The sequence below is a fragment of the Paracoccus zhejiangensis genome, from assembly GCF_002847445.1.
In the GTDB taxonomy this organism is placed as follows: domain Bacteria; phylum Pseudomonadota; class Alphaproteobacteria; order Rhodobacterales; family Rhodobacteraceae; genus Paracoccus; species Paracoccus zhejiangensis.
The window spans coordinates 150,593-174,855 of record NZ_CP025432.1; the positions used below are offsets into that span (position 1 = coordinate 150,593).

The window sequence follows — 24,263 nt, forward strand, 5'->3', positions numbered from 1 at the left end:
TGCAATAAGGGTCGCTTGTCGTTATCGATGCGTCGAATAATCCGTCGGGACGCAGTCCGATGGTTGATCCCTGGCGGGCCGGACAAGACCCCGACCCGCCATTCAGATTGCCGTCATGAATTGATCAGGCGGCCTCTTGCTCGGCCTTGGCTTCGACAGTCGAGCGTTCGATTTTTGGCGCGGACTTCTCACCGGCAATCTCGATCTGGCGCGGCTTCATCTCTTCGGGGATCTCGCGCCTGAGCTCGATTGTCAGCAAGCCGTCCTTCAGCGTCGCAGCAGTGACCTTCACGTGGTCGGCCAGTTGGAAACGACGCTCAAATGCGCGCCCGGCGATGCCACGATGAAGATACTCGCCCTCTGCCTCCTCGGACTTCTGGCCACTGACCATGAGCAGGTTTTGCTCTTGCGTCATCGACAGATCACTTTGGGTGAAGCCGGCAACCGCGACCGTGATGCGATAGTCGTCATCACCCAGTTTCGCGATGTCGTAAGGTGGCCAGTTGTCGACAGTCGTTACCTTGCTTGCATCGTCCAGCAGATTGAAGACGCGGTCGAAACCAATGCTCGACCGATAGAGCGGCGAAAAATCGTATGCGGTTCTCATCGTCATATCCTCCTTGCATTGAGCAATATGGGTAGGAGGAGCGCCAAGAAGCAGCGCTCCTTGATCATGCCGGCCCGCTCTGGCAGCGTCGGCAGCATCGAACTGGGAAACGGCCCCAACGGCATCAAGAGTACCTCACAATTTTTTTACAATGCTGAGTTTGGCGGGGCTCACCCAGTTAGACCCCGCTACGCGCATCTCGGCCCATTCACGCATCAATCCCTGTCGCGGGCGCAGCGGTGCCGACAGGTTGTCCAGCCCGGAGCGCAGCGCCGAGGGCCTTGCAGGCTGACAGCGAGACGCCAGGGATTTAGCGTCAGCCTGTGGGCAAGCTGCACCATCCAAGGATCAGGAGGCCCGTGTGTCGCGGGCCGCGACAGCCGGGGGATTCGGACAAGCCGAACGCCCTGGCCCTTGTTTGGCCGCGCCAGGGCGCGGCCGTCTGGAAACCGCCGGTTTCCCCGTCAACCAGAAAATGCTGCGCCGCCTGCGGGGCCGTGTCCTCGGCTGCGCCTGCGGGCCGCACCACCCCCTTGTCGACTGGATTTTCAAGTTGCCGGGCCCCCTTCCCGCCCTCGCCGGGAGGCAAGGTTTCAGGAGAGGCGCGCGTTCCGCGTCCTCTTCTGAAACCCCGCCCGATTATGGGCATCCCGACCACGGCAGAGACCAAGGCGGGACCGTCGCAAAAAGGAAAATGACCATGGGTCTGGACCAATACGCCTACAGCATTTCCGAGGAAAATGCCGCAGAGGGTGGCCATGTGCCGCAGTTCACGTGGCGCAAGCATTCCCGGCTGCAAACGTGGATGGAAGCCCTCTACACCGCCCGCACCGGACTTCATTCCGACAACCTCAATTGCGGTGAGTTGCGGCTGACCGAAGCGGACCTGACAACGCTGGAAACCGCCATCCGCGAGAAGGCCCTGCCCGTCTGTCACGGCGGATTTTTCTACGGCCACCAAGCGCAAGAGGAACAGGCGGACGCCTATCACGATCAGGACCTCGCGTTCTGTGCATGGGCCAAAGCTGAAATCAGCGAGGGCCACGCCGTCGCCTATTCCTGTTGGTGGTAATCGGATCGGCCCGATCCGCTCCGGTCGGGCCGGGGCTGGCCTGTCGAGCGGGCCAAAGGGGAAGGGACGGCCAACGTCCCCCCCGACCATCACAGCGTGAAAGGAGGTGAGAGGAACGAACCAATGGCTTGAACAGCGCATCACCGAAGCGTGGGCGCTCATCAGGAAGGGCGGACATTCCGCGAAGATCGGCCGCGCCTTCCTGATCCAGCACGGGGTCATGTGACCCCCTCGCCTCGGCCCATACGGGCCGGGGCACCGATACCACAAAACCAATGTCGCAAACAAGGATATACAGCATGAAACAGAGTGCTATCGACAAAGCCCCGATCCAGTATTTCCCGCTGGATCACCTCTATCTCTCGCCAATGAACCCGCGCACCCGGAACGGCGCCGATTGGGATGGCCTGCGCCTGCTGGCCGAAAGCTTCAAGGTCGCCGGTCTGATCCAGAACCTGGCCGGGCATCTGGATGAGGACGGCAAGGTCGGCATCGTCGCCGGGGGCCGTCGCCTGCTGGCCATGACGGAATTGTCGCCGGAGGACATGGCGTCTATCGGGCTGGCGGAAATCCCAGTGCGGATCGCGCCGGATGAAGCGACGGCGCGGGCATGGGCCAGCATCGAAAACACTGCCCGCGAGGCCCTGCACCCCGCCGATGAAATCCGCGCCTATGGCCGGATGGCCGAAAGCGGCAGCACCGTCCCGGCCATCGCCCGCGTGTTCGGTCAGACGGAAAAGCATGTCTATCGCCGCCTTGCGCTTGCCGCCCTGCCCGTTCCCGTGCTGGATGCGCTGAAAGCCGGAGAACTGACCCTTGGTGCTGCTGAATGCTTCACCGTGGCCCAGAGCGAGGCGCTTGCCTTGGAGGTTCTGGACCGGGTGCGCGGCGAGGACTATTCCGTCGCGCGGCTGAAACAGATGTTGCAGCCGGAAGCCATCGGCAAATCTGATCGTCGCGTCGTCTATGTCGGGCTGGATGCCTATGAGGGCGCGGGCGGTGAACTGACCCGCGATCTTTTCGCAGACGACGTTTTTCTGTCCGATGCCGGTCTGCTGGACCGGCTCTTCGCCGAAAAACTGGCCATGGACGCCGAAATGCTCGGAAATGGCTGGAAATGGGTCGAGACGAGCGACGATCAGTATATTTCCTATGAGGTCACGTCAAAGCTGGACCGCATCTATCGCGTCGAGGGCGACCTGACCGAGAAACAGGCCAGCCGCTACGATGAATTGGCCGAACTGGCGGAGGTCGATGCACTGGACGAGGCCGGTCAGGCCGAACTGGATGCGCTCCAAGCGATCTGTGACGGTGATTTCACCGACACGCAGCGCGAACACGCTGGCCTGTTCATCTTCGTGGCCCGCGACGGACAACTGACCGTGCAAGCCGCCTTTGTCCGGTCCGAGGATCGCGAAGCCGCCATCGCGGCAGAGGTTCTGACCGGCCATGCCGCCACGCGCGGGCAGAGCGGCAGCGCCGCCGATGCCGCGCCGAAATCGCCCATCAGCAATGCCTTGCGCGACGATCTGAACCGGATCGCCGCCGGTGCACGGCAACACGCCGTCTTGCGTGATCCCGACCTGCTGATCGCCCTGCTGGCCTATCAGTTGAGCCATGATCTGCAATGGCGCAACCCGCTTGGGCTTTCGACCGAGGACGTGCCGAACTGGCCCACCACGGCTGCGGAAGGCTATGGCCTGGACGAACGCCTGACCACCGGCACCCCGCCCGACATGCACGCCAAGGACCTTGCCAAATCCTTCCGCGCCTTCCGCAAGAGGGGCGAGGATCACATTCGCGGAGAACTCGCCCGCTTCCTTGCGGCCCGTTATCGCGGCGGTTCTGATGAACTGCGCGCACTGGTCGACAAGGACACCAAGCCCGCGATCCGCGAGGTCTGGACCCCCACGGCAGCAAATTTCTTCAGCCGCGTCGGAGGCCCCTATCTCAATGATCTGTGGCGCGATCTGCTGGACCTGAAGGAAGAACACCCGACCGCCACCACCTTCGCCAAGCTGAAAAAGGGCGAGAAGGCCGAGAAACTGGAAAAGCTGTTCGCGGACCCCGCCACCCGCAAGGCCCATGGCGTGAGCGAGGCGCAGGAGGCCCGGATTGCCGCGTGGCTGCCCGAGGGCATGGAGTGAGCGAGGCGGGGCGCGCTTGGGACGCGCGCCCCGGCCCATCATGGAGGATCGATCTATGACCAATGATTTCAAGCAGAGTGACTACCTCAAAGAAAAGGCATGGCACGGGCTGTCCTGCTGCTGCGGGGGCGGATACCGCGTCGGCCATGCCCTCGGATGCCCTGACGCGACCCGCGCCGCCAATCTCTCATGCCTTGCCGTCGATCTGGATCGCGCCGAAGCGGCTGGCGACCAGGTGGAAATCGCCGATCTGCGCCGCATCAAGGCCGAGATCGAGGCGCTGGCCACCAAATATCCTGATGGATACTGAGCCATGTGCTTCATCAGATCGACCCGCCACCCCTTCACCGATACCAAGCGCCGACCGCGTGCTGGCGCAGGCGATCTGGGACAGCTTTGGCGATGCCCCTGCGGTGGATTTCACCACATGGCGCCATCCGGTGCTGGCCGTGCCCTGCCCAACCTGCCGCGCCGGTACTGGCGCCTGGTGCAAGCGCCCGAGCGGCCACCGCGCCGCCGATCTGCACGATGCGCGCGGCGCTGAGGCGGATCGGGCGTTCATTCGGCAACATGGTGCAACCGCCACTATCCGGCGCGATGGTACGGGCTGGATCATCGACCCACACGGGCGCGAGAGGGATTAGACCCAAGAGTAAAGCGCCCGCCGACCTCTTTCCTTCTGCGACGAAGGTTCAACTGGCCCCGCCTCGCGCGGGGTCTTTTTTGCCAGTGTGCCGTCAGTTGCCCTGACCGGCCCCGGCTATGTGCCGGGGACTGGCCAGGCCGGTGCGCTTCGCGCCGAGACGCGCCGCCGGCGCGTCAGCGCCGGTCGCGAATAGCTCGCTGGACCGCATCCATGTCCGCCTCCAGCGTGTGATCGCCAATGGCATGGTTTTCGATAAGCTCGATCAGCGCATCATAGATCTCGATCCTGACCCATCCCGCCGCTTCCGCCTGGTCGACCAGCGCGAGAAACCTCGTCTCCAGGCTTTCCTGGCAATCGAGGTCCCGATCAGGATAGGGGCCCAGCTTGCGGGGGCCGGCCATCTGGTCGGCGGGTTTTGCGGAAGCGGCCATCAGCGTTGCTCTGTTACCTGCGAGCGCCAGAGCTCTTCGCCGTCTGACGTGCGTAGCGCACGGATCGTGATATGCGCACCAACCGGCGTCTGCGCCAGCGTGGCCAGCGCGTGAAAAACGCGCTGGCCCTCGCCTGCCGCAAGATGGATTTCACTGCCGTCGCTGGTTTCCGCGATCAACCCGCCTTCCATGGGCAGGGTCATGGCTGTGGTATCCTTATCATTCGGTATCATTCGGTGACGTAATGCACGCGTTCCATCGGATCACCGCCGCCACGCACATGCGCGCGGCGCCAGGTCAGCCTTCCGTTGCGGGCCAGAAACAGATGGCCCCTGACCCAATGGGCTGTTTTGGCCGAATATCCCGCCGCTACGCCAGCCTCGTTAGCGTCTCTTTCCGCCCGCCCAGCCTTTGACAGTCGGATGATAGACGGTGCGAAGCGAGGCGCCCTGCGGTTCGCGGCCGCGAATGCCTTGGCCTCACTCTTCCGCAAAGGTCGTGGCGCATCGCGGTCAAGAATCTTCGGTCGTGCCAGGGCAGCACAGAGCACCGCAAAAACTCCCCCGATCCGCAGGGCCTTTTCGATCTCGCTATTCATATGGTCATCCGGTGAGATGCCTTCGACCTCGGCCATTCGCTCATAGAGCTTCGACATCGGCGTCTTGCTGCAGGACACATTGCCGTCGCGATGAAACACCACCTCAGTTCCGCAATAGGTGGGCAACCAGGGCCTGTTTTTGTGAAGCAGCTGCATCTGGAAAACCTTTATGCCGTCGCCCTGATCCGTCACCAGGGCACCGTAGGTGATCTCGCCATGATCCTCTGGAAAATCGAATATGGCTTCCACCCACACCGAGGGAAATGGCATTCGGGTATTGGCGATCGACAGGAAGTAATCCTCGACCGTCAAATTCATCGCCAGATCCCGGAGATACGCATGTGCGTATCGGTCCAGAATATAGGCTTCGCCATCGAGAATGCCGTCCAGCGTCTCCTGGGCAAAGCTCGTGTCGTCATTCCAGCACAAGAGGGATTTCTTGCCCTGTAGCTCTTTCAGCACCACATCGCGCAAGGAGCGGAACGGTGGGCGGGTGTCATGTTTCATTGGCGATGCCCAAAAATGAGATGCGTGAACAGGTGATGATATCGAGAATATAGACTGCTTTCGTCAAAAATGAATTCAGGCGTCTGCCCGTAGGCGGGCACCGCGTCCTAGTCCGGCTCAAGCCGGACCCAAGCCAGTCAGGGCGATGCGCCCGGCTCCGGCGCCTGCGGTCTGTCTCGTCCCCAGCCAGATCCTCGCCCGTCGGTCCGGGGCGCCCTGCCCCGCTCGTCTCGGCCCATTCGGGTCAGGGCCGCTGACGCGGGCTGGCTTTCAGCCGTCGCGTTCCCAACCGGATCATCGGGCAGCTGTCACCGCCGCTGCCAATCCCGGTCCGTCTGTACGGACGCGCCAAGACATCTCGTGGGGGAACAGGTCGTGGCTGTCGCTGTCGGGGGGCAGTCACCCCGGCAGCATTGCGGTTGAACCGTAGACGGGTAGCCGGTCCCGTTCTTGCCGTGTTTCTCGCTCGCGGGTTGCGCGGTCGCTTGCTGTCATGGCCAACCCGGTCCTTTCCGGCGGGTGCGTTTCTCATCGATGAAATATGACAGGGCAGCGCGCCGGACGGCCTGCGGCCTTCAACGACGAATTTCCCCTGGCCTCTCGGCCATTCCGCGCGGAAGACAAATTCCTCATTGACCGGCGCTCTTCCTGCCCCGTCCCGGAAATTTCATCGAAACGCCAAGCAGGAAAGGAAAACCAAATGGCCAACGAAAGCATGAAGCTCCGCGTGAAAACCGGCGAGAAAGACGGCAAGAACTTCTGGGACAGCTGCGGTGTCCTCTTCATCAACCGCAACGCCGCCGGCGACATCACCTCCATTCAGGTACGCCACAACATGTTCCCCGCCGTCGATATGGTCGCCTTCCCGAAACGGGACGACGACCAGGAGTGAACGGCAGGGGCGGCGCAAGCCGCCCCTTTGCCGTTCCATCCAGTCGCTCACGCGGGCAGCCTGCGGCCAGCAAGATCGATGGAGGCCCGTATATCGCGGGCCACGCCAGCCGGGGGATTCGGACGAAGCCGAACGCCCAGGCTTTTGCTTTTGGCCGCGTTGCCGCGGCCGGTGTCGGGAACCGCCGGTTCCCCCGATCAAGGGCGCGTCGGCTTTACGGGGCGAGGGGTATCCCCAGCCTTCCTTCGCGCTGCGCGCTCCGTGCAGGCCGGGTGATCCCCCTCCCCTCGCCCCTACCGCCGACCCTTGATCGGGTCCCCCTCCTGCCCTCGCCGGGAGGCAGGGTTTCAGGAGAGGCGCGCGGTTCCCGCGTCCTCGCCCGAAACCCCGCCCCATGATGGGCACCCCGACCACGGCAAAGATCAAGGCGGGACCGTCGCAAAAAGGAGGCCACACATGGCTGATACTTATCGCTTGGGATCATCCCCCCTCGTTCACAGCCCCGGCCTGATCGCATGGGCGATCAACGGCTACTATTTCGAGGACGACCGCCCGCAGCTGCTGGACGTGATCGCCGCAACCTATCCCGGCGTCCCGCGTGAGGCACTGGAACAGGTGCTGCTGCGCAAGATCGACTATCGCGTCGAAGGCGAAACCGTCGTGTTTACCGTGGAGGCCGACCATGCCCGCGCGTGAACCCGATCACCCCATCACCATTCATTGCCCGCATTGCGGAGGCCAGAACATTCTGGCCGACACCTGCGCCAGCTGGAATGTCGAGACGCAAGAGTGGAAACTCTCCAACGTCTTTGACGATACGACCTGCGACGATTGCGGCATCGACGTCAGCGCCGTGGAGCGCCCCGTTCAGGAGGGCGCATGATGGCCCAGTTCGATGTTTACCAGCATGTCACAGACCAGATCATTGCCAGCATCGAGGATGGCACCCCGGTCTGGCGGAAGCCATGGACCGGCGATCAGGGCGGCATTCCCTTTCCCCGCCGCAGCACCGGCGAGTTTTATCGTGGTATCAATATCCTGATGCTCTGGGCGCGGGCCGCTGAACAGGGCTATCGCAGCGCCCATTGGTTTACCTATCGTCAGGCGCAGGAGGCAGGCGCGCAGGTCCGCAAGGGCGAGAAATCCGCAACGGTCGTGAAGTATGGCACCGTTGATCGCACTGATGCCGAGACCGGCGAAGAAAAGACCATCAGCTATGCCAAAGCCTATCGCGTCTTCAATGCTGACCAAATCGACGGCTTGCCCGAAGACTTTCAGGCCAAGCCCATCGAGGCCCCGCGCGATCTCGGCACCGAAACCGATCCGGCACTTGACGCCTTCTTTGATGCGACCGGCATCGAGCGGCGCACAAGCGAGCGACCCGAAGCCTTCTATGATGTGGCGGGCGATTTCATTCACATGCCGCCCGTCGCGACGTTTCATGACGCAGCCGGATATTATGCCACGCTGGCGCATGAAGCCTGTCACGCCGCTGGCGCGGTGCATCGGCTGGATCGTTTCACCCGGTTCAATGGACGCACGGATCGGGCGTTCGAGGAACTGGTGGCCGAAATCGGCAGCGCCATGGTCTGCGCGCAGATCGGCGTGACACCGGATTTCGGGCAGACGGCAGCCTATGTCGAAAGCTGGTTGCGGGCGTTGAAATCCGAGAAGCGGTTCATCTTCAAGGCCGCGACCGAGGCACAGAAAGCCGCCGATTGGCTGATGCGCAGCGCGCCAGCTGACCTCAGCGAACAGGAGGTGGCCGCCTGAGCGGCCCCCTTCCCCTCGCCAACCTGACCTGCCGCAAATGCGGCAGCGTTAATCCGATGGCCTATCTCGCCCCGATCATCCTGCCCGGCGATCCGGCAGGCACCTGCATCTGCATCCTTTGCGCCGGAGCACAAGGCTGACTCGACCGGGACGGCAATCTGAAAGCCGGCATCACCCTATAACGGAGAACAGTCATGCACAGCTTTTCCGCCTATTGCCGCCTGAATGTCCCGGTCAGCGCCAGCCACCGGACCGTGATCCGTGCGGCGTCCAGTAAGATCAATCCCCGTGCCCGGTTCGATCCGGATCGGCGTGGCGACCGCCACGAATATTTTCGCGCCATGCTGGATCATCACAACGACGCGCGCGACCTCGACGCGCGCCATCGTCTGTGAGGACGAAACGATGGTCTATGAATTGCGCGATCAACCAGCAGGTCGGGCGGAAAGCGGACGGTCGCGACAATAGGTTCGAAGGGCTGGTTCGTGGCGTCGACCGCGTTTCCACTACTGGTGAAGCTTTCGATAAAACCTGCAAATACGACTAAGAGCGCGTCTAACCCGAAAAGGCCACCGATTTACGGCAATTTGCGACCGCTTGGTCGGTGGGATCTCCTGTGGCTTGGCTTCCGGTCTACTGCGCCAGATCACTTATCTCCCGCTCGATCAAACGGAAGCGGTCCTTCAGTTCCTCCCCCGCATAAAAGTCGAGCAGATCCTGCTTAGACAGCGTTCCGTCCGATAGGAATTTCGCCAGATAGCGCTGACTGAATTCCATCAGCATCATGCTCTTCTCGATCTGGGCGAGGATCTTCTTGCTATTTTCGATGTTGGCATGGACCAATGCCTTGATCGATGCGATGTCCACCAGATCCTTGATGATCCGGTTGACGATCACGTTCAACACATCGGAATCGAGTGAAACTTCCTTGGTGTTCAGCGCGAGGTCCCGAGCCAGCGTGTAGGCGATCGCAAGGTTCTTGTAGTCGCCCTTTTGCGAGTCGATGATGGCCACGAATCCAACCGCGGGAAGAAACCGCACGTCCTGGATCGCGTTCAGGATGGAGTTGTCTACCAGAGAAAGATCAAACACGATAATGCCGGCGCTGCCATCCCGATTGGCCTGAGCCTCGAGGAGCTGGCTCCATGCGGTGTCGGATTTTCTCGTGAACACGTCCTTGGTCTGGATATCACCGAGCCGAATGCCCTTGTCGAACTTACATTCGATGGCGATGCGTTTGCCGCCAACGCCGTTCAAATGACAGACGATGTCACCGGTCTTGTTGCGATGCAGCTTTCCGGCGGTATCGCCGGTCAGCTCAACGCGATCTGGCAGTCGTTGCTTTTCGAGGAACTCCACCAAGAATTCGGCGATGTCCTCCTCGGCGAGAACGCCTTTTACCGATGAGCGATAGAAGAGCTCCTTCTTCATGTCGAAGATCATCTTGAGGCTCTCGAGCTCGGTACCGAGTTCGTTGCTGGTTCGAGCCAGGAAGGTAGATAGCCGATCCTCCATCAGCGCGAGCACACCGATGTAGAGAGCCCGATGGAGCTGGTCGTCGCGGTCGGCGGTGCCAACCCGATTGAAGAATTCGAAGAGTATCTTGTTCTCGACCTCGAAGGACGAGATTTGAACCCTTCCCGCCTTCTGATCCAAGCTGACTATGCCCATGCTCAAACTTTGCTGTAGCGGTAGTGGCCCTTGATGCGCTTTGCTAGGAAGCCGCCCATGGTGTCGGACGCCTTGAATTCCTCGATCACTCGCGCATCGACGTCAAAGTACTCGTAGATTCCACCATTCTTGAAGGTGACCTCAAGCAGCATCTGGTCGGGATCGTAACGGATCGCCTGTATGTTGGACGAGTCGAATTGAGGAAACTCTTCCCAAGCCATGTCTATTCTCCTTGTTTGGGTCTTTTGGCAAGAACGGGATTCTGGGAGAGCCAGGTCTCCACAAAGGGCGAGTAATCTGGATTTTCCGGCCGAGCGATGTTCCAGCCTCCAGGTGTGAGGGATTCCTCGGGCGCGAGTTCGTCGCACACGATAGGGTCCTGACTGTCCGGCCTGCGGTCCTTCGGCGGCGCCTGGATCATCGTCCTCATGGGCAGCCCCACAGCTTCCCCCAACACGATGGCTTCTCCCGTCCGAAGAATTGGGAGCATGTTGGTCAATCCGTCCAGATTATCAGACAGTGCGCCAGTCACATGAGAACGGTCGGAGGCATTGCTCAATCGCATTGCGAAGAACGTTCCACATTGAGACAGGATGGTAGGGTTGATCTCTGATGGGCGCTGGCTAACGATCATCGCGCCAATGCCATATTTCCGGCCTTCCTTCACGATCCGCTGGGTCACGATGGAGGCGGCACTATCGAAGTTGTCGTTGAGGTAGGTGTGGGCCTCCTCCATCACGACCAGCAGGGGCCTCTCCCTACCGCCCTCCGATTGGTTGCGCGCCCAAAAGAGACCATCGTACAGGACGCGCAGCACGACGCCGATGATGTCGTTCGTCATGGTAGACGGTACGCCCGAGAGGTCGAGGATCGTGACTGGCTTATCGCTGCCAAGCCAGCTCAGCATCAACGCCGCCAGATCCTGTGCGACTGCGCCGTCCTGATTTGGGTGCCAATCTCCTGCGCGCAGCAGGAAGTCATAGCGTGAGACCCTGAGCTTGGAGCCGAGAGATTCAAGTTGGCTCCTGAGGTTCAGGCCGTCAGGGATGTACTGGATCTTCTCCGTATCTTTTGCGGCGTTCTTCACCTTCTTGAACCTCGGTGGAATGCCCGCGTCAGCGTCCCCTAAAAGTGGGTTGCCCGCTGCGTCGAGCTCATATGCCCAGTTCGCGCGATCCACATGGCTCCCTTGGTTCGAATAATAGGTGCCGAACTCTGTGCAATAAAGCTCGTGCCAGAGCTTGTTCAGTGAGAACGGCACCGGGCTGTCCGCCCCAACCGTGTCCGGCGTGACGCCCTGTACGGGATTGGCCGTCAGCGTCTGAGCCTTCGCCTCGATGACTTTTTCGAGGATCATGTTACGCGCTTTCCCGTCCGCCGGAAGGGGGCCGAAAGTGACGCGCAGCATCTCATCAAAGCTCAACGCCCAGAATGGGATGCAAAGTCTGCTCTCGGTGATGCGGTGAGGGTCAGGGTTGACCTTGTACACGGCCGCCCGATCCCCTAGGGCGCGTGAATACTCGCCATGCAAATCTAGCACGACGATGCGGGCGGAAGGAAAGCGAGCTCCATCTGAGAGTATGTTGAGCAAGCCTGCCACGGTGGTCGACTTGCCCGATCCAGTGGTTCCGACGATAGCCGAATGCCGCGTGATGAGCTTGTTGATGTCGACCAAAGCATCGATCGACTCGCTGCCAGCGACGTGGCCAACGCGCACGAAGTGGTTCTGAGCACCTGAACGTCCATAGATGGCCTGCAGGTCCATCTCAGAGACCAAGTGCACCTCATCGTCGATGGTCGGGTACTGCGAAATGCCGCGCTGGAAACGCCCTGTACGATATCCTTCGCCGATGAGCTGCACCGTCATCCAGCGCTGTCCATTGGGCATTGCCTTGACCTGATTTTCCGGGACTGCGCTGGCACCGACTTGCGAAACGATCCCGAACAGGTCGACGTAGCCGACAGGAATCTTTACGAAGCTGCCTATCTGGCCAATTCGATAACCTTGGCCGTCGACGAAGCTCAGCCCTGAGAACCGGTCCGCACGCAAAGTGACGCTAACGGACGTGCCGCTCACGTCCTGAACGGCCCCGATGACCGTGGCGTCGCCAGGTCCGCTACGCGTCATCGGTCTGCTCCTGAGTGCCCGCAAGGCTGCGCAACAGACTACCAACGACGGCAAAATCGCCAAGTTTGACTGACGCGGTGGTGTTGTCGGTGACGAAAACGTTCTGCGGCAGCACCATGCCCTCAATTGGCTCAGGTCGCCAGACGCCGGAGATACGACCCACGATCGCGCTGTCGAAACCGATCATGCTCAGGTTCGGGGTGGCAAAGGCGCATTCGCGGGCCTTCGCATATTTGTCGTCGCCGAGTTCGCCGTGCATGAACGCGAAGACATGGGCCGTCGCATTCGTCTCGAGGCTCCTCATGATGACGTCGTTGATGTGGTCGTCGGCGAATGAGTACCCGCAGATGAAGAGCACCGCAGAAGGCTTGAGGAGGAAAGACTTCAGGCGATCGAGCATCGCCAGGTAGGGCATCTTGCGGCTCTGATCGTACTTGAGGTGCGATGGATAGATCAGGTAGGAGCCCCCGAGTTTGTCGGTAGTTCTGACCACAGAGCCTTTGTCGAGCCGCCAGTTCAATGACCCATGGACCTTCCAGAGGCGTGTCCACCGGGCGGGGAGCAGTCCCTCGTCCTCTACGGCGCCAAGATCGAAGAAGGCACGCCGGGACCCTATGAAGCCGTCGAAGTACGGCGCAGAGCTCTCCTCCATCGCCTGTTCAAGCAACAGGTCGTAGTTCGTGGTGAACAGGTGGACGGGTTGGGCGCGATTCACTGATCGGGTCCAGACGGCAAGGTCGTGATACGCCGTGTTCCTTGTCGGGAGCTCGCGGTTGACCTGATCGGAAATCACGCTGCATATTTTCTCGTCCAGTGTGATCAGCTCATCGGCAGACAAATCCCTGACCTTTCCCCTACCTGCGACACCGTGCAACTGGCGTATTCTGCTCAAAAGCAGCTCGATGTTCTCATTGTCCTGACCGTCGTCTTTTACCGCGTTAGTCAGAAGGAGCCACGAGTCGGCGAGCACGGGATCTTTGGTCATTTGCTCTGCGATGATTGTCGTGAGCCCGCTGACGTCTGGGATCAGTGCGTTATTAACCGCCTTTCCGTCTACTTGCGTCTCAACCCGTACTGAGAGCGGACACCCTGCACCGATGAAGAAGCCGACCGGTTTGCGGTTCTGCGATAAAGCTTGTTGGATGAAGCTTATCTGTCTTGCGGGATCATGTGTTTGCATGGCGGGTCAGCGTTAGCTCAATTGATTGTGTTGAAACCAGTACGAGCCAAGCACGGTGAATTCGTCAGCGCAATGAAAAAGAAGGCAAAACGTCGATCGTTTGGTGCTCGGCGGCACAACGAGGTGACGCATGCTAAGGTTTGCGAAACGGCAGTTAGCACAGAAGCGGACGTTGTGCACGAGCTGCTCGAGTGTCCGCTATGGTGAAGGTTTTCCGATGCGGGTCGCGTTGGAACGCTGTTCATTGGCGCGACCACGACCCGCGTTGGGAAACCTCCCAAGGTGGAAGCCGCGGGGGTCTTGGATCAGGCTATGGGGAAAATGCTCGAACGGTTGCGGCGGCGGCTGTATTCTGGGCGCTGCTAATGGCGAGGCAGGCGCCAGATACGGTCTCAAACCCGGCGGATGCTCCCAACAAGGCGGTGTGCTCTGGACATACTGCCGCCCTCTGCCGGGTTGGAAGTAGACGAGCACGCGCTGTTCGGACCGGGTCTGCGGAGTGTAGCCGGTGCTGTTTCGTGACGGATGACGGGCGATATGTCATGCTGCCTGCTCCCTGGGTGGTGCACGCGATATCGGTTTCTGTCCCCGCCTGAAGATCTCGATGATCCGCATGGGACCGCCGCAACAGGGGCATGGTGCGCGCAGGGTGAGCGGGGGGATCTCAAGCTCTGGCTCTGGAACGGCAGGCGGTTCAGACTGCTGGACGCAGAGCAAGGCACGGATCTTGGTGATGTTGGCCTTGCGGGTCGAACTGGCGAGCAGGCCGAAATGCCGGATGCGATGGAAACCATCGGGCAGGACGTGGATCAGGAACCGGCGGATGAACTCTGACGTGGCCAGCCGCATCACCCTCGAGCGGTCGCCGCGCTTGATCCTATAATCCTTCCAGCGGAACGCCACGGTATCGGCATCCGCGCTGACCAAGCGGGTGTTGGAGATCGCGACCCTGTGCGTGTATCGGCTCAGATAGGCCAGCACGGCCTTGGGTCCGCCGAAGGGCGGTTTGGCATAGACCACCCATTCGGATTTGCGGAATGGGGCGAGCCAAGCTCTGAAGGTGTCCGCGCTGGCCAGTTCAGCCAGATCGCCGAAGAAGGCCAACTGACCGGCCCGGTGCAGATCCCTCAGCCCCTCCAGAAACAGGCGTCGGAACAGCCGCGACAGAACCCGCACATGCAGGAAGAACCCGGGGCGGCAGGCGACCCATCTGGTGCCATCCGGCGACAAGCCGCCGCCCGGGAGGATCATGTGGATATGGGGATGATGGGTCAGCGCCGATCCCCAGCTGTGCAGCACGCTGGTCATGCCGACCCTTGCGCCGAGACGCCTGGGGTCGGCAGCGATGGTCATGACCGTTTCCGCAGATGCCTTGAACAGCAGCCCGTAGATGGCCTTCTTGTTCCAGAACGCGATCTGCGCGATCTCAGCCGGCAGGGTGAAGACGACGTGGAAGTATTCCACCGGCAGGAGATCCTCGGCGCGCGCGGCCATCCAGTCCCGTGCCGCTGGCCCCTGGCACTTCGGGCAATGCCGGTTCTTGCAGGAGTTGTAGGCGATGTGGTGGTGGCCACAGTTGGCACAACCGGCCACATGCCCACCGAGTGCCTCGGTCCGGCAGGCCTCGATCGCTGACATCACCTTCAGCTGGGTCAGGCTGACATGCCCCGCATTGGCCTGCCGCCACGCAGGGCCATGGGCACGGAAGATGTCAGCCAGTTCCAGCAATGGCCGGGACACCCCGGCGCCCGATCACTCCAGGCTTCGCTTCACGGTCTGGTCCTGCAACTTGGCCAGCATCTCGTAGGGACTGACGGTGTCACGGATCGTCTTGGTCGCCACATGAGTGTATCGGGCGGTGGTCGTCAGCTTGGCATGCCCGAGCAGCACTTGGATCACGCGCACATCGGTGTTGGCTTCGAGCAGATGCGTCGCGAAGCTGTGGCGCAACGTGTGCAAGGTGGCGGGCTTCTTGACCCCGGCCATATGCTTGGCCGAGGTGAAGGCGCGGTTCAGTTGGCGCGGCGAGATCGGGTTGATCTTGGGCTTGCCGGGGAACAGCCAACCCTCCGGCCGGGCCTCGCGCCACCAGTCGCGCAGAAGGTTCAGCAGGCCTGGCGACAGCATCACCTTGCGGTCCTTCTGGCCCTTGCCCTGCTCGACATGGATCAGCATTCGATCACTGTCGATGTCGCCGAGCTTGAGGTTGCAGACCTCGGCGGCTCGGAGCCCTGCGCCATAGGAAATGCTGAGCGCGGCGCGATACTTCAGGCCTGGCCCCGGCGCCGCCATCAGGATGTCGGACACTTCCTCGACGCTGAACACCACGGGCAACTTCCGCGGTTCGGTGCGGAATTGCATGTAGCGCTTCATCTCCTCCCGCCCGCAGGTCATGCCGAAAAAGAACCGAAGCGCCACGATCCGCACGTTGAACGTCGATGGCGTGACCCCGGTGTTGGTCATGTGGAGCTGATAGGCGCGCAGATCCTCCGGCGTCGCCGTATCGGGTGACCGCCCGAGAAAACCCGCGAAATCCCTGATTGCCCGGATGTGCGACTTCTGTGCCTTGTCGCCCATCCCACGGATGCGCATGTCTTCGATCATCCGCTGCCGCAACGGGGATACTCTCTCCTCTGTCATGGGAACCTCCTGTCTGATGATTGAGAAGGCCCCAATCGTCAGGCAGGATCGCCCATTCCCAAATGCAAGACGGTCAGATCAGCGCGCGACCTCAACAACACGCGCCACTGCCGCGCGAGCGGCTTCGTCCTCGGGCCGGGAACAGTGAGGAAGGTTCCTCTTCATCGCCGAGCCGCCGCCTCTGCCCAAATGTCTGGGATGGCGCTCCAAAACTTTGGGCGCGCGGCACGGTTGATCGGGGAGGGGTGTGCAGAGCAGTAGAATGCAAGGCGGTGCTTTTCGACGAGAGCTTTGGCCCGTGCAGCCCGACGGCCAACTGCAATGACGGTTGTCAGTTTGGGCAACAGATTCATGAGCGCGTCCAACTGTCGAAGACCTGCGTTCATCTCCGGCGGCGTGATCTTGCGCGACCCGTTCCACCAAGGGATGACGTTCCACAGAACCGTTTCCTCACGCGCGATACCGGCTTGGCGCATGAAGTTGAAGATGGCCTCGGCGGTAGGATCATCATTGTCACGGGAGATGAAGCCCGAGCCGGTCTTTCCGGTCCTCGCCCGGTCATCGGTCATCGGGCCGGGCTTTTCCATCAGGAAGAGCAACCTCGCGTTGGTGCCGCCGTCCATGGGGTCGAACTCGGGGACGGTTCCAAGATGTTCAGCGCGGAGCCATGCTGCATAGTCCCTCAGCGGAGCGATCTGTGGACGGTCCAGCATCGCGCGGCGGGCGGCGATGGCGGTCGGGTTCTTGAGGCTGCGCGGCGCATCGATTGACGTGCAATTGTCATCCATTCTTCAGGCTCCAGGGTAACGTGTCACCAGATCATCCATCTGGCCGGAGATAGCCAAGGCCAGATCCGCCGCCAAGCGCTCGATCAGGTCTTGGCACTCCACCTGTGCGGCCCATCTGTGTGACCGGGCCTGCCCCGGGAACATCAGGCCGAGCGCGTTGCCCGCGATCGCACCGGTGCTGTCGCTGTCGCCGGAATGGGTGACGGCGACGGCCAGCCCGTGTTCCAGATCCCTGGCGCACCGGCAGGCATGAATGGCGATGGACAATGCCTCCTCGGCGATCCAGCCGCCACCGAGCTGTTCGGTCGTCTCGGGGCGGCTATCGGCGGGCGTCTGCAGCCCGCGCAGAATGGCGTCACGCGTCTCGGCCCCGAAGCTGTGGGCATGGCTTGCCGCAGCCTGCTCCAGTTCATCGCCGTCCGCCAAGGATCGAAGGATCAGCGCCCAGGCTGCGGCAGCCTCCTGCCCGGTCGGATGGCCGTGGGTCAGGGCGGAGCACTCCATCGCCAGACCCCGCACACGATCCTCAGCGACGAAGGCGATGGGTGCCACACGCATGATCGTACCGCAGCCCTTTGATCCGTTCACGGCCAGCGCGCCGAAGGTGCGCGCCTGTCGCAGCGCGTCGAGACAAGTGAGCCCCGGTGCGCGGCGGGCATTCAGGCGCCGGTCGGCGACGAGACCGATGTCATCCACCTCGGTCAGCGGCATCTCTGCTTGCGTGACCAGCCAGCGCAGCAGCGCGTGATGGATGACGCCGGGCGGATGGCAGATCCCCTTCAGCGTCCCTCGCACCGCGGCGCGCACCAGCCCCTCGGCGGTGAACAGGGTCATTTGCGTGTCGTCGGTGATGGCGCCCGGGACCCCTTGATGGATTGGTAGATCCGAAAATCCCTCTGGCAAGCGGGCGCGGATCTGGGCCAGATTGGCGAACTCGATATCCGCCCCAAGCGAGTCGCCCATGGCCCCTGCCAGCAGGCAGTCGAGGATCTGTTCGTGGCGTGGGATTGTATACGTCGTCATGGTCATCAACTCTCTCCTCGTCATCATGCAATAGGGATGACACAAGAAAGCTTGCCATAGTCGCACCGTCGGGATTTTCCGCATGACGCAGCAACCCTATGTCGGGATCTACTGGACCCGCCCTGTGCCGCGCGCAGGGTTCGTCAGACTGTCCGCCGATGTTGACCTGGCGGCCGGCCAAAGCCTGACGATCCGCTATCAACGCGATCTGGCGCGTCGCCACGTGCGGTCGGCGCGCGGCACGATGATCCGTGAGATTGCCTTGCTGGAGCTGGCTCCGGACCGGGCCAGCCGGGAGGCTGTGATCGCGGTCGAACGCCTTGTCGAGACATCGGCGGGTGATGCGATTTTCCTGACCGTGGATTTTTCTCATGAAGTGAACTGGCGACCGCACCGGTTTCTCTGGGCCGCGCTGCCCACGGATCGAATGCTGGCACTGACACCCGACCCGATCCCGATCGATGGTAAGCCGTTCGAGCCGCGCCTCCACTTCCGGGCATGGCAAACCGACGACGAGGCTCACAGGGCAGGCAAGGAGGATCATCGTGCCCGGTTGCTTGCGGCGCTCGCCAATCGGCAGGATGGTTCATGGTCAGAAAAGGCTGATCACCTGAATGGCTTGGGCCACCTCACGCATGGGGGCAGACGCTGGACGGCGGACAATCTCCGAAAGTTCGTCGGTGCGGCGACAGAGAAAGTAACGTCAACCAGCCGCTAAAGTGTGAAAGGCTCGCTGCACCCCGGACCAACATCTGGTTTGGGAAGGCTGCGCTGCGGCATTTGGCGTGTGCCGATCGTCAGCTCAGGGCCGGGAGCGACGCGCACCGCAGATGACCAAGCGCGCGCCATGCGGCAACGCCGGAGGTCCGCTCCGAGCCCAATTTGACCGATGCTACCCAGTGCCTGGATGACCGCTATCAAGAGCGCTTCTGCAATTCGCTGTATGGGCAGACATCATCTTCAAACGGAACGTGGCGGCGACGAAACCTTGTTCCCGCTACAGCCTCTGGCTTGCCGATCTGGTCCATCCTGAAATGACGGAAGTCCTCGCGCTCGGGGTCCCATCCCACAAGATACCAAAGCGGCGGCAGGATGAGCATGGCCTGCGGTTCGACTTCGCGCTGTGTGAGCTGACCCTTCGCATCGCGATAGTCAAAGCGGATGAATTCGCATTGAAGAAATGCTCTCTCGAACGCCGGTAGCAGGTCTCGGTCCATCTTGCCCATGTCCGACAGGTTCTGGAGCGGTGAAAGCTTACCGATGTGCAGACAGTCCAGAAAAGCGCGCAGATCTTTCACCTTGTCGCCGGGTAGCGACTTTTCGATCTTGGCCAGTCCAGCATCCGCAAGTTCCGAGAACGGAAGGTTTCCAGCCGCGCGCATGGCGGCGACGCTGATCAGAAGGGCGAAGACCTCGGGCACAGCGAGCTTGGCCGTCGTCTGCATCGATTGCGGATCGAGCTGAAGCCCGCCGCCGCGTCCGACATCGGAATGGATCACATAGCCCGCATCACGCAACGCGCTGATGTCACGCAACACGGTTCGGCGCGAGGTGCCGACCTCTTCGGCCAGCGCCTTGATCGTGGATGTCCCGTTGCGGCGCAGCATGCGCACGATGGCGTCTTGTCTGATGCGACTGTTCATGCCGCCACCATAGCATGAAAGGTGACATTTTTTGGCACTGTATTGATCTACGCGACTTCCGGCAACGCAAGACAGGAGAATTGCACCATGGAACGGAAAGCTGTGAACCCTTGGGATTGGTCGATCAAACTGGGCTACAATCAGGCCGAAGTGATCACGGGTGCCACCCGTCAGTTGATCTGCTCGGGCCAGACCAGCGTCGACGGCGAAGGCAACCCGCTGCACCCCGGTGATATGCGCGGTCAGATCGGCGCGGCGCTCGACAACCTCGAGGCCGTCCTGAAGCACGCAGGCATGGACCTGAGCAATGTCGTGAAGCTCGGTGTTTTCGCAACCGATGTCGATGAAGCGCTGAAGAACTTCGACTTGATGGGCATACGATTTGGCCCGCATCAAGTGGCCCCGCCGATGACGCTATTGGGCGTGACACGCCTCGCGATTCCCGGACTTCTCTTCGAGATCGAAGCAACGGCTTTGGCCTGAGAACGGAAAAAGCGGCCGTTCGAGGCAAAACCGTGAACGTCCGCTCCGTCCCGCTCTGCCGCCATCCGGCCAGCGGAAATGCTGCGCAACGCTCGAACTTCCGCTTCGGTGAAGCTGCACTGCGGCATCTGCCCGCCTACGAACAGCGGCTGTGGGCCGGGCGTGCCATGTCGCTCTGCCAGGATGGTCACACGGCCTGCCGCACCGCCGCATGACCGCATCGAGCCGTTTTTGACGAATGCTGCCGAGCGACTGGACGGCCGCTTCGGCGGACCCGCAGCTTAGCGAGGTGTTCTCCGTTCGGGTCTAGACATACTCCGTAATGCGTTTCAACAAGGCGACACCGGCACCTGATAGAACGCCGCAAGAAGACGTAAGCTCTTGACGACGCCCGGTGTCGAGCGGGTGGGGTCCTGTTATGTGACCGTAAACTGCCCCATCATGCCCGCATCCTCGTGTTCGAGGATGTGGCAGTGATACATGAATGGTGTCTCTTCCGAAGCCAGCTTGTCGAACCTCAGCAGGATTTCGGTCGGACCCTGCACACGGACGACATCTTTCCAACCGATCTGCGCCGAGTCGACCGGCCGTCCGTTCTGACTCACGCCTCACGATAATTGTCACACGCCTCAACACCCTCTGCGACCACGTCGAGAAGTGCGTCCACATCGTTCAGAAGGACCGTGATGCGCGGGCTGCTGATACGGTAGCGGATGAAACGCCCATGGCGATCGCTGGCGACAAGCCCGCACTCCAGCAGGCACCTCAGATGGTTGGAGACGTTGGGTTGCGATAGTTTCGTCCGCTCGACGAGCTCGTGAACGGCCAATGGCTCGTTACAAAGTGCACCGAGGATGGCCAGGCGGCTCGGGTCCGCGAAGCCGCGAAACAGCTTCGCCCGTCGCTCGATGGTTGCGCTCTTGCGGTCATCGACGAATTGCGCCATATCACTCCTCGCTGATATGTTGTTCTTTGATTCATTAGCTAGCAGGAATAGCGCGACCATGGCCAACACCGAAAGTGCCGGATTGACGGCAGATGCCCCGCCCGTCCGTTACCGGGTTTCCGGTATGGACTGCGCCAAGGATGCCGCACAGATCGAGCGGGCGGCACAGTCGGCCGGAGTCGCGCCCGGCGATGTGAAGGTGTCGGCCGCAACTCACATCATGACACTGAATGCCCCCGAAGCGCGCCTGCCGGACATCGAAAAGGCAGTCGCGGTGACAGGCTATGGCTTCGACCGGATCGATGGCGATGAAGACATTCCGCCGAATCCTGCCCATCAGGACCCGGCCTACCGCCGCGCCCTCTGGATCGTCGTGATCCTGAACGTGGGATACGGGGTCCTCGAAATGATCGGCGGTTTCATTTCCGGATCGCAGGCCGTGAAGGCCGATGCGCTCGATTTCATCGGCGATGGCGCGATCACCTTCCTCGGCCTGCTGGCCATCGGCTGGAGCCTCGCTTGGCGGGCACGGTCGGCTCTGATCCAAGGCATCTTCCTCGGGCTCCTCGGTCTTGGCGTCCTCGGCACGACCATCGTCCGGGTCTTCGAACAGACGACGCCGGATGCAGGTCTCATGGGCCTGCTTGGCATGATCGCCCTTGTCGTCAACGCCATCTCCGTTCTGCCACTGCTGCGGTTCCGCAAGGGCGACGCGAACATGCGGGCCGTCTGGCTCTTCTCGCGCAACGACGCCATCGGTAATGCGGCGGTCGTCGTTGCCGCCGGTCTTGTGGCGTGGCTGGGCAGCGCATGGCCAGACCTCATCGTCGCTTTCGGTATCGCCGGGCTGTTCCTGCACTCGTCATGGGCGATCATCCGCGACGCGCGGGCCGATCTGAAGGCGCCGGCATGAATAGCCGCTTTCTGGGCGGGCTTTGCGCCATCGCAGCCTTTGGTCTCGATCAGGGCACCAAGGCGCTTGCCCTGAACACACCGGCGCTTGAGCGCGGAGTCGAGGTTCTGCCCTTTCTCAATCTCGTGCGGGTTCTGAACGATGGCGTCAGCTTCGGTATGTTGGGCGGGATCGTGCCATGGTGGGGTCTCATCGCACTTGCTGCCGTAATCGTGGCATGGCTGCTGATCTGGTTGTGGCGCGCGCCGGACAGGCTGACGGCTGCCGCTCTCGGTCTGATCATCGGCGGCGCGCTCGGCAATGTCCTCGACCGGCTGCGTTATCGGGCCGTCCCAGACTTTCTGGATTTCCATTACGGAACATACCACTGGCCGTCCTTCAATCTTGCGGATGTGGCGATTTTCTGCGGTGCAGTCCTGCTGTTCTGGGACAGCTTCCGCTCGGCGCAGAACAAGCCCGAACGTAACCACCGAGAAGAAAACGTTACGGGGAAATAATCGATGTCCAGCATTCCATCCGCAAAGGGCATCGACAGCACGCTTGCCCTGCTGCGCAAGGCACGGCGGACAGCCGCCCGCCATGACCTCCTTTCGCCGCGCCGTGTTCGGCTCAGATCACGCCGAAGGCCAGCATCGGTTCGGCGACGCGCACAAAACCCGCGATATTGGCGCCGATCACATAATCGCCCGGCGCGCCGTATTCATCGGCCGTGCTGTAACAGGCGTCGTGGATGTCGCGCATGATCTCGGCCAGCTTGGCCTCGGTCTTCTCGAAGCTCCAGCGGTCGCGCGAGGCGTTCTGCTGCATCTCGAGCGCCGAGGTCGCGACGCCCCCGGCATTAGCGGCCTTGCCGGGGCCGAAGCGGACGCCCGCCTCGTGGAAGGCGCGGATCGCCTCAGGGGTCGAGGGCATGTTGGCGCCCTCACCCACCGCCAGAACGCCGTTGCGGATGAGGGTCTTGGCGTCCTTGGCCGTCAGTTCGTTCTGCGTGGCCGAGGGCATGGCCACCTGGCAGGGCACGTCCCAGATCACGCCGTCGCCCGACTTGACGAAATAGACGCCGCTGCCTTCGCCCTTCAGGCGCAAGTAATCCACGATGCGGCCGCGCCGGACCTCCTTGATCTCTTTCAGCAGCGCCAAGTCGATGCCGCCTTCGTCCACGACATAACCGCTGCTGTCCGAACAGGCGACAACCTTGCCGCCATAGAACTGCACCTTCTCGATCGTGTAGATGGCGACATTGCCCGAACCGGAGACCACGACGGTCTTGCCGTCGAAATCCTCGCCTTGGGTCTGCAGCATGGCGCGGGTGAAATAGGTGTTGCCATAGCCTGTTGCCTCTTTCCGGGCCAGCGAGCCACCATAGAACAGGCCCTTGCCCGTCAGGACGCCCGCTTCATAGCGGTTGGTCAGGCGTTTGTACTGGCCGAACATGTATCCGATCTCGCGCGCGCCGACGCCGATGTCGCCGGCTGGCACGTCGGTGTACTCGCCCAGGTGGCGGTACAATTCGGTCATGAAGGACTGGCAGAAGCGCATGATCTCGGCATCGGACCGGCCCTTGGGGTCGAAATCCGAACCGCCCTTGCCGCCACCGATCGGCAGCCCGGTCAAGGCGTTCTTGAAGGTCTGCTCGAAGCCCAGGAATTTGATGATCCCGACATTCACCGACGGGTGGAAGCGCAACCCACCCTTGTAGGGTCCCATGGCCGAATTGAACTGGACCCGGAAGCCGCGGTTGATGTGGACGCGGTTCTGGTCGTCGGTCCAGGGCACGCGGAAGATGATCTGGCGTTCGGGTTCGCAGATCCGCTCGATCAATGCACGGTCAAGGTATTCCGGATGCTTGGCCACCACCCTTCCTAGGCTTTCCAGCACCTCGCGCACGGCCTGGTGGAACTCGGCTTCGCCCGCATTACGTCGCACGACCTCGTCATAGATGGGGGTCAGCTTGTCGTCGATCTGCACCATGGTCCTGCCCTTCTGTTATCCGGACAGTGTGTTAGCCGTCATCTTAGGCAACCGGAATGGTGAAAAGCGCAATCTTTGAACATTGTGTTTTAATGTTAGGCAATAAGTTGAGGGAGTGCGCGTGATCGGCTGTCTCGACCACTGAAGTGGACAGCGTGAGCTATCACCCGAACGTCGGACAATCCGGCGGTAGTTGTTCGTCGG

The 24,263-nt window shown here is 61.6% G+C and carries 30 protein-coding genes; 14 read left to right on the forward strand and 16 right to left on the reverse strand.

From position 1 onward, the window contains the following. Positions 1-124: 124 nt before the first annotated feature. Positions 125-607 carry an Hsp20 family protein gene (locus tag CX676_RS21275; protein WP_101754794.1) on the reverse strand — a complete coding sequence of 161 codons (483 nt, stop codon included), beginning with the start codon at positions 605-607 and terminating at the stop codon, positions 125-127. A gap of 700 nt (positions 608-1,307) precedes the next feature. Between CX676_RS21275 and CX676_RS21280 the strand changes: the two genes are divergently transcribed. The 4 genes from CX676_RS21280 to CX676_RS23370 all read left to right on the forward strand — a co-directional run bounded on the left by CX676_RS21280 (position 1,308) and on the right by CX676_RS23370 (position 4,470). Continuing rightward, complete coding sequence (locus CX676_RS21280) at positions 1,308-1,679, forward strand: phosphoglycerate kinase (RefSeq protein WP_101754795.1); 372 nt, start codon at positions 1,308-1,310, stop codon at positions 1,677-1,679. A 299-nt stretch (positions 1,680-1,978) separates the two neighbouring features. Next, positions 1,979-3,826, forward strand: coding sequence for a ParB/RepB/Spo0J family partition protein (locus tag CX676_RS21285; RefSeq protein WP_101754796.1), 1,848 nt, complete (start codon positions 1,979-1,981; stop codon positions 3,824-3,826). 55 nt (positions 3,827-3,881) lie between these two features. Further along, positions 3,882-4,136 (forward strand): hypothetical protein, encoded by a 255-nt coding sequence (locus CX676_RS21290; RefSeq protein ID WP_101754797.1) that lies wholly within the window; start codon positions 3,882-3,884, stop codon positions 4,134-4,136. Further along, complete coding sequence (locus tag CX676_RS23370) at positions 4,126-4,470, forward strand: zinc finger domain-containing protein (protein WP_456299518.1); 345 nt, start codon at positions 4,126-4,128, stop codon at positions 4,468-4,470. The genes CX676_RS21290 and CX676_RS23370 overlap by 11 nt, the downstream gene beginning before the upstream one ends. Positions 4,471-4,645: 175 nt before the next feature. Here CX676_RS23370 and CX676_RS21300 read toward each other — a convergent pair whose 3' ends face one another. From CX676_RS21300 to CX676_RS21310, 3 genes are read right to left on the reverse strand one after another with little or no spacing between them, the layout of a single operon-like run. After that, positions 4,646-4,903, reverse strand: a complete 258-nt coding sequence (locus CX676_RS21300; protein ID WP_101754798.1) for a hypothetical protein — start codon at positions 4,901-4,903, stop codon at positions 4,646-4,648. Then, positions 4,903-5,106, reverse strand: coding sequence for a hypothetical protein (locus tag CX676_RS21305; RefSeq protein ID WP_101754799.1), 204 nt, complete (start codon positions 5,104-5,106; stop codon positions 4,903-4,905). Before CX676_RS21305 ends, CX676_RS21300 begins: the two co-directional genes overlap by 1 nt. A gap of 26 nt (positions 5,107-5,132) precedes the next feature. Further along, entirely contained in the window at positions 5,133-6,008 is an 876-nt protein-coding gene (locus CX676_RS21310) for a hypothetical protein (protein WP_157936037.1), read from the reverse strand. Positions 6,009-6,708: 700 nt separating this feature from the next. On the opposite strand from CX676_RS21310, the gene CX676_RS21315 reads away from it, so the two are divergent. From CX676_RS21315 to CX676_RS21335, 5 genes are all read left to right on the forward strand, one after another. Beyond that, positions 6,709-6,900: a hypothetical protein gene (locus CX676_RS21315; protein ID WP_101754801.1), complete on the forward strand. Its 192-nt coding sequence runs from the start codon at positions 6,709-6,711 to the stop codon at positions 6,898-6,900. A gap of 456 nt (positions 6,901-7,356) precedes the next feature. Next, positions 7,357-7,596, forward strand: coding sequence for a hypothetical protein (locus CX676_RS21320; RefSeq protein WP_101754802.1), 240 nt, complete (start codon positions 7,357-7,359; stop codon positions 7,594-7,596). Continuing rightward, positions 7,583-7,783 (forward strand): hypothetical protein, encoded by a 201-nt coding sequence (locus CX676_RS21325; protein ID WP_101754803.1) that lies wholly within the window; start codon positions 7,583-7,585, stop codon positions 7,781-7,783. Before CX676_RS21320 ends, CX676_RS21325 begins: the two co-directional genes overlap by 14 nt. Then, the gene (locus CX676_RS21330; RefSeq protein ID WP_332872959.1) at positions 7,783-8,673 is read left to right on the forward strand and encodes an ArdC family protein; all 891 of its coding nucleotides are present in this window, start codon (positions 7,783-7,785) and stop codon (positions 8,671-8,673) included. Before CX676_RS21325 ends, CX676_RS21330 begins: the two co-directional genes overlap by 1 nt. 194 nt (positions 8,674-8,867) lie before the next feature. Continuing rightward, positions 8,868-9,068: a hypothetical protein gene (locus CX676_RS21335; RefSeq protein WP_101754805.1), complete on the forward strand. Its 201-nt coding sequence runs from the start codon at positions 8,868-8,870 to the stop codon at positions 9,066-9,068. 238 nt (positions 9,069-9,306) lie between these two features. Here CX676_RS21335 and CX676_RS21340 read toward each other — a convergent pair whose 3' ends face one another. The 8 genes from CX676_RS21340 to CX676_RS21370 all read right to left on the reverse strand — a co-directional run bounded on the left by CX676_RS21340 (position 9,307) and on the right by CX676_RS21370 (position 18,109). Further along, positions 9,307-10,344 carry a hypothetical protein gene (locus CX676_RS21340; RefSeq protein ID WP_101754806.1) on the reverse strand — a complete coding sequence of 346 codons (1,038 nt, stop codon included), beginning with the start codon at positions 10,342-10,344 and terminating at the stop codon, positions 9,307-9,309. Between the two features lie 2 nt (positions 10,345-10,346). Next, positions 10,347-10,565: a KTSC domain-containing protein gene (locus CX676_RS22825; protein ID WP_181746399.1), complete on the reverse strand. Its 219-nt coding sequence runs from the start codon at positions 10,563-10,565 to the stop codon at positions 10,347-10,349. Positions 10,566-10,567: 2 nt separating this feature from the next. Then, on the reverse strand, positions 10,568-12,472 hold the full coding sequence (locus CX676_RS21345; protein WP_181746398.1) for an ATP-binding protein: 1,905 nt from the start codon (positions 12,470-12,472) through the stop codon (positions 10,568-10,570). After that, the gene (locus CX676_RS21350; RefSeq protein ID WP_101754807.1) at positions 12,462-13,652 is read right to left on the reverse strand and encodes an SIR2 family NAD-dependent protein deacylase; all 1,191 of its coding nucleotides are present in this window, start codon (positions 13,650-13,652) and stop codon (positions 12,462-12,464) included. The genes CX676_RS21345 and CX676_RS21350 overlap by 11 nt, the downstream gene beginning before the upstream one ends. 540 nt (positions 13,653-14,192) lie before the next feature. Beyond that, positions 14,193-15,392, reverse strand: coding sequence for an IS91 family transposase (locus tag CX676_RS21355; RefSeq protein ID WP_101753537.1), 1,200 nt, complete (start codon positions 15,390-15,392; stop codon positions 14,193-14,195). A gap of 12 nt (positions 15,393-15,404) precedes the next feature. After that, a complete protein-coding gene (locus CX676_RS21360) occupies positions 15,405-16,292 on the reverse strand; it encodes a tyrosine-type recombinase/integrase (RefSeq protein WP_101753536.1) in 888 nt (295 codons plus the stop codon). A 161-nt stretch (positions 16,293-16,453) separates the two neighbouring features. Further along, entirely contained in the window at positions 16,454-17,080 is a 627-nt protein-coding gene (locus CX676_RS21365) for a uracil-DNA glycosylase (protein WP_198590382.1), read from the reverse strand. Positions 17,081-17,083: 3 nt separating this feature from the next. Beyond that, positions 17,084-18,109, reverse strand: coding sequence for an ADP-ribosylglycohydrolase family protein (locus tag CX676_RS21370; RefSeq protein WP_232816728.1), 1,026 nt, complete (start codon positions 18,107-18,109; stop codon positions 17,084-17,086). A 76-nt stretch (positions 18,110-18,185) separates the two neighbouring features. On the opposite strand from CX676_RS21370, the gene CX676_RS21375 reads away from it, so the two are divergent. After that, positions 18,186-18,821, forward strand: coding sequence for a hypothetical protein (locus CX676_RS21375; RefSeq protein WP_101754809.1), 636 nt, complete (start codon positions 18,186-18,188; stop codon positions 18,819-18,821). A gap of 199 nt (positions 18,822-19,020) precedes the next feature. On the opposite strand, the gene CX676_RS21380 is transcribed toward CX676_RS21375, so the two are convergent. Further along, a complete protein-coding gene (locus tag CX676_RS21380) occupies positions 19,021-19,746 on the reverse strand; it encodes a helix-turn-helix transcriptional regulator (protein ID WP_101754810.1) in 726 nt (241 codons plus the stop codon). 87 nt (positions 19,747-19,833) lie between these two features. Between CX676_RS21380 and CX676_RS21385 the strand changes: the two genes are divergently transcribed. Continuing rightward, a complete protein-coding gene (locus tag CX676_RS21385) occupies positions 19,834-20,229 on the forward strand; it encodes a RidA family protein (RefSeq protein ID WP_101754811.1) in 396 nt (131 codons plus the stop codon). Between the two features lie 32 nt (positions 20,230-20,261). Continuing rightward, a complete protein-coding gene (locus CX676_RS22700) occupies positions 20,262-20,444 on the forward strand; it encodes a hypothetical protein (RefSeq protein WP_157936038.1) in 183 nt (60 codons plus the stop codon). A gap of 201 nt (positions 20,445-20,645) precedes the next feature. On the opposite strand, the gene CX676_RS21390 is transcribed toward CX676_RS22700, so the two are convergent. Continuing rightward, on the reverse strand, positions 20,646-20,834 hold the full coding sequence (locus tag CX676_RS21390; protein WP_036743567.1) for a multicopper oxidase domain-containing protein: 189 nt from the start codon (positions 20,832-20,834) through the stop codon (positions 20,646-20,648). Continuing rightward, complete coding sequence (locus CX676_RS21395; RefSeq protein WP_036743566.1) at positions 20,831-21,175, reverse strand: ArsR/SmtB family transcription factor; 345 nt, start codon at positions 21,173-21,175, stop codon at positions 20,831-20,833. Before CX676_RS21395 ends, CX676_RS21390 begins: the two co-directional genes overlap by 4 nt. 58 nt (positions 21,176-21,233) lie before the next feature. On the opposite strand from CX676_RS21395, the gene CX676_RS21400 reads away from it, so the two are divergent. Together CX676_RS21400 and lspA are read left to right on the forward strand one after the other, a co-directional pair. Further along, positions 21,234-22,088, forward strand: coding sequence for a cation transporter (locus tag CX676_RS21400; RefSeq protein ID WP_036743565.1), 855 nt, complete (start codon positions 21,234-21,236; stop codon positions 22,086-22,088). Continuing rightward, positions 22,085-22,585 (forward strand): signal peptidase II, encoded by a 501-nt coding sequence (lspA, locus tag CX676_RS21405; RefSeq protein ID WP_036743586.1) that lies wholly within the window; start codon positions 22,085-22,087, stop codon positions 22,583-22,585. The genes CX676_RS21400 and lspA overlap by 4 nt, the downstream gene beginning before the upstream one ends. A gap of 112 nt (positions 22,586-22,697) precedes the next feature. Here lspA and gdhA read toward each other — a convergent pair whose 3' ends face one another. Then, on the reverse strand, positions 22,698-24,059 hold the full coding sequence (gdhA, locus tag CX676_RS21410) for an NADP-specific glutamate dehydrogenase (protein WP_101754812.1): 1,362 nt from the start codon (positions 24,057-24,059) through the stop codon (positions 22,698-22,700). Positions 24,060-24,263 lie beyond the last annotated feature (204 nt).

What these genes read in the sequence shown, in the direction of transcription:
- CX676_RS21370 (WP_232816728.1), bottom strand. Translation starts at nt 18,109, where the DNA reads ATGACCATGACGACGTATACAATCCCACGCCACGAACAGATCCTCGAC.
- CX676_RS21305 (WP_101754799.1), bottom strand. Translation starts at nt 5,106, where the DNA reads ATGACCCTGCCCATGGAAGGCGGGTTGATCGCGGAAACCAGCGACGGC.
- lspA (WP_036743586.1), top strand. Translation starts at nt 22,085, where the DNA reads ATGAATAGCCGCTTTCTGGGCGGGCTTTGCGCCATCGCAGCCTTTGGT.
- CX676_RS21325 (WP_101754803.1), top strand. Translation starts at nt 7,583, where the DNA reads ATGCCCGCGCGTGAACCCGATCACCCCATCACCATTCATTGCCCGCAT.
- CX676_RS21290 (WP_101754797.1), top strand. Translation starts at nt 3,882, where the DNA reads ATGACCAATGATTTCAAGCAGAGTGACTACCTCAAAGAAAAGGCATGG.
- CX676_RS21340 (WP_101754806.1), bottom strand. Translation starts at nt 10,344, where the DNA reads ATGGGCATAGTCAGCTTGGATCAGAAGGCGGGAAGGGTTCAAATCTCG.
- CX676_RS23370 (WP_456299518.1), top strand. Translation starts at nt 4,126, where the DNA reads ATGGATACTGAGCCATGTGCTTCATCAGATCGACCCGCCACCCCTTCA.
- gdhA (WP_101754812.1), bottom strand. Translation starts at nt 24,059, where the DNA reads ATGGTGCAGATCGACGACAAGCTGACCCCCATCTATGACGAGGTCGTG.
- CX676_RS21380 (WP_101754810.1), bottom strand. Translation starts at nt 19,746, where the DNA reads ATGAACAGTCGCATCAGACAAGACGCCATCGTGCGCATGCTGCGCCGC.
- CX676_RS21360 (WP_101753536.1), bottom strand. Translation starts at nt 16,292, where the DNA reads ATGACAGAGGAGAGAGTATCCCCGTTGCGGCAGCGGATGATCGAAGAC.
- CX676_RS21300 (WP_101754798.1), bottom strand. Translation starts at nt 4,903, where the DNA reads ATGGCCGCTTCCGCAAAACCCGCCGACCAGATGGCCGGCCCCCGCAAG.
- CX676_RS21400 (WP_036743565.1), top strand. Translation starts at nt 21,234, where the DNA reads ATGGCCAACACCGAAAGTGCCGGATTGACGGCAGATGCCCCGCCCGTC.
- CX676_RS21345 (WP_181746398.1), bottom strand. Translation starts at nt 12,472, where the DNA reads ATGACGCGTAGCGGACCTGGCGACGCCACGGTCATCGGGGCCGTTCAG.
- CX676_RS21395 (WP_036743566.1), bottom strand. Translation starts at nt 21,175, where the DNA reads ATGGCGCAATTCGTCGATGACCGCAAGAGCGCAACCATCGAGCGACGG.
- CX676_RS21350 (WP_101754807.1), bottom strand. Translation starts at nt 13,652, where the DNA reads ATGCAAACACATGATCCCGCAAGACAGATAAGCTTCATCCAACAAGCT.
- CX676_RS21310 (WP_157936037.1), bottom strand. Translation starts at nt 6,008, where the DNA reads ATGAAACATGACACCCGCCCACCGTTCCGCTCCTTGCGCGATGTGGTG.
- CX676_RS21275 (WP_101754794.1), bottom strand. Translation starts at nt 607, where the DNA reads ATGAGAACCGCATACGATTTTTCGCCGCTCTATCGGTCGAGCATTGGT.
- CX676_RS21385 (WP_101754811.1), top strand. Translation starts at nt 19,834, where the DNA reads ATGGAACGGAAAGCTGTGAACCCTTGGGATTGGTCGATCAAACTGGGC.
- CX676_RS21280 (WP_101754795.1), top strand. Translation starts at nt 1,308, where the DNA reads ATGGGTCTGGACCAATACGCCTACAGCATTTCCGAGGAAAATGCCGCA.
- CX676_RS21285 (WP_101754796.1), top strand. Translation starts at nt 1,979, where the DNA reads ATGAAACAGAGTGCTATCGACAAAGCCCCGATCCAGTATTTCCCGCTG.
- CX676_RS21320 (WP_101754802.1), top strand. Translation starts at nt 7,357, where the DNA reads ATGGCTGATACTTATCGCTTGGGATCATCCCCCCTCGTTCACAGCCCC.
- CX676_RS21335 (WP_101754805.1), top strand. Translation starts at nt 8,868, where the DNA reads ATGCACAGCTTTTCCGCCTATTGCCGCCTGAATGTCCCGGTCAGCGCC.
- CX676_RS21375 (WP_101754809.1), top strand. Translation starts at nt 18,186, where the DNA reads ATGACGCAGCAACCCTATGTCGGGATCTACTGGACCCGCCCTGTGCCG.
- CX676_RS21330 (WP_332872959.1), top strand. Translation starts at nt 7,783, where the DNA reads ATGGCCCAGTTCGATGTTTACCAGCATGTCACAGACCAGATCATTGCC.
- CX676_RS22825 (WP_181746399.1), bottom strand. Translation starts at nt 10,565, where the DNA reads ATGGCTTGGGAAGAGTTTCCTCAATTCGACTCGTCCAACATACAGGCG.
- CX676_RS21365 (WP_198590382.1), bottom strand. Translation starts at nt 17,080, where the DNA reads ATGGATGACAATTGCACGTCAATCGATGCGCCGCGCAGCCTCAAGAAC.
- CX676_RS21315 (WP_101754801.1), top strand. Translation starts at nt 6,709, where the DNA reads ATGGCCAACGAAAGCATGAAGCTCCGCGTGAAAACCGGCGAGAAAGAC.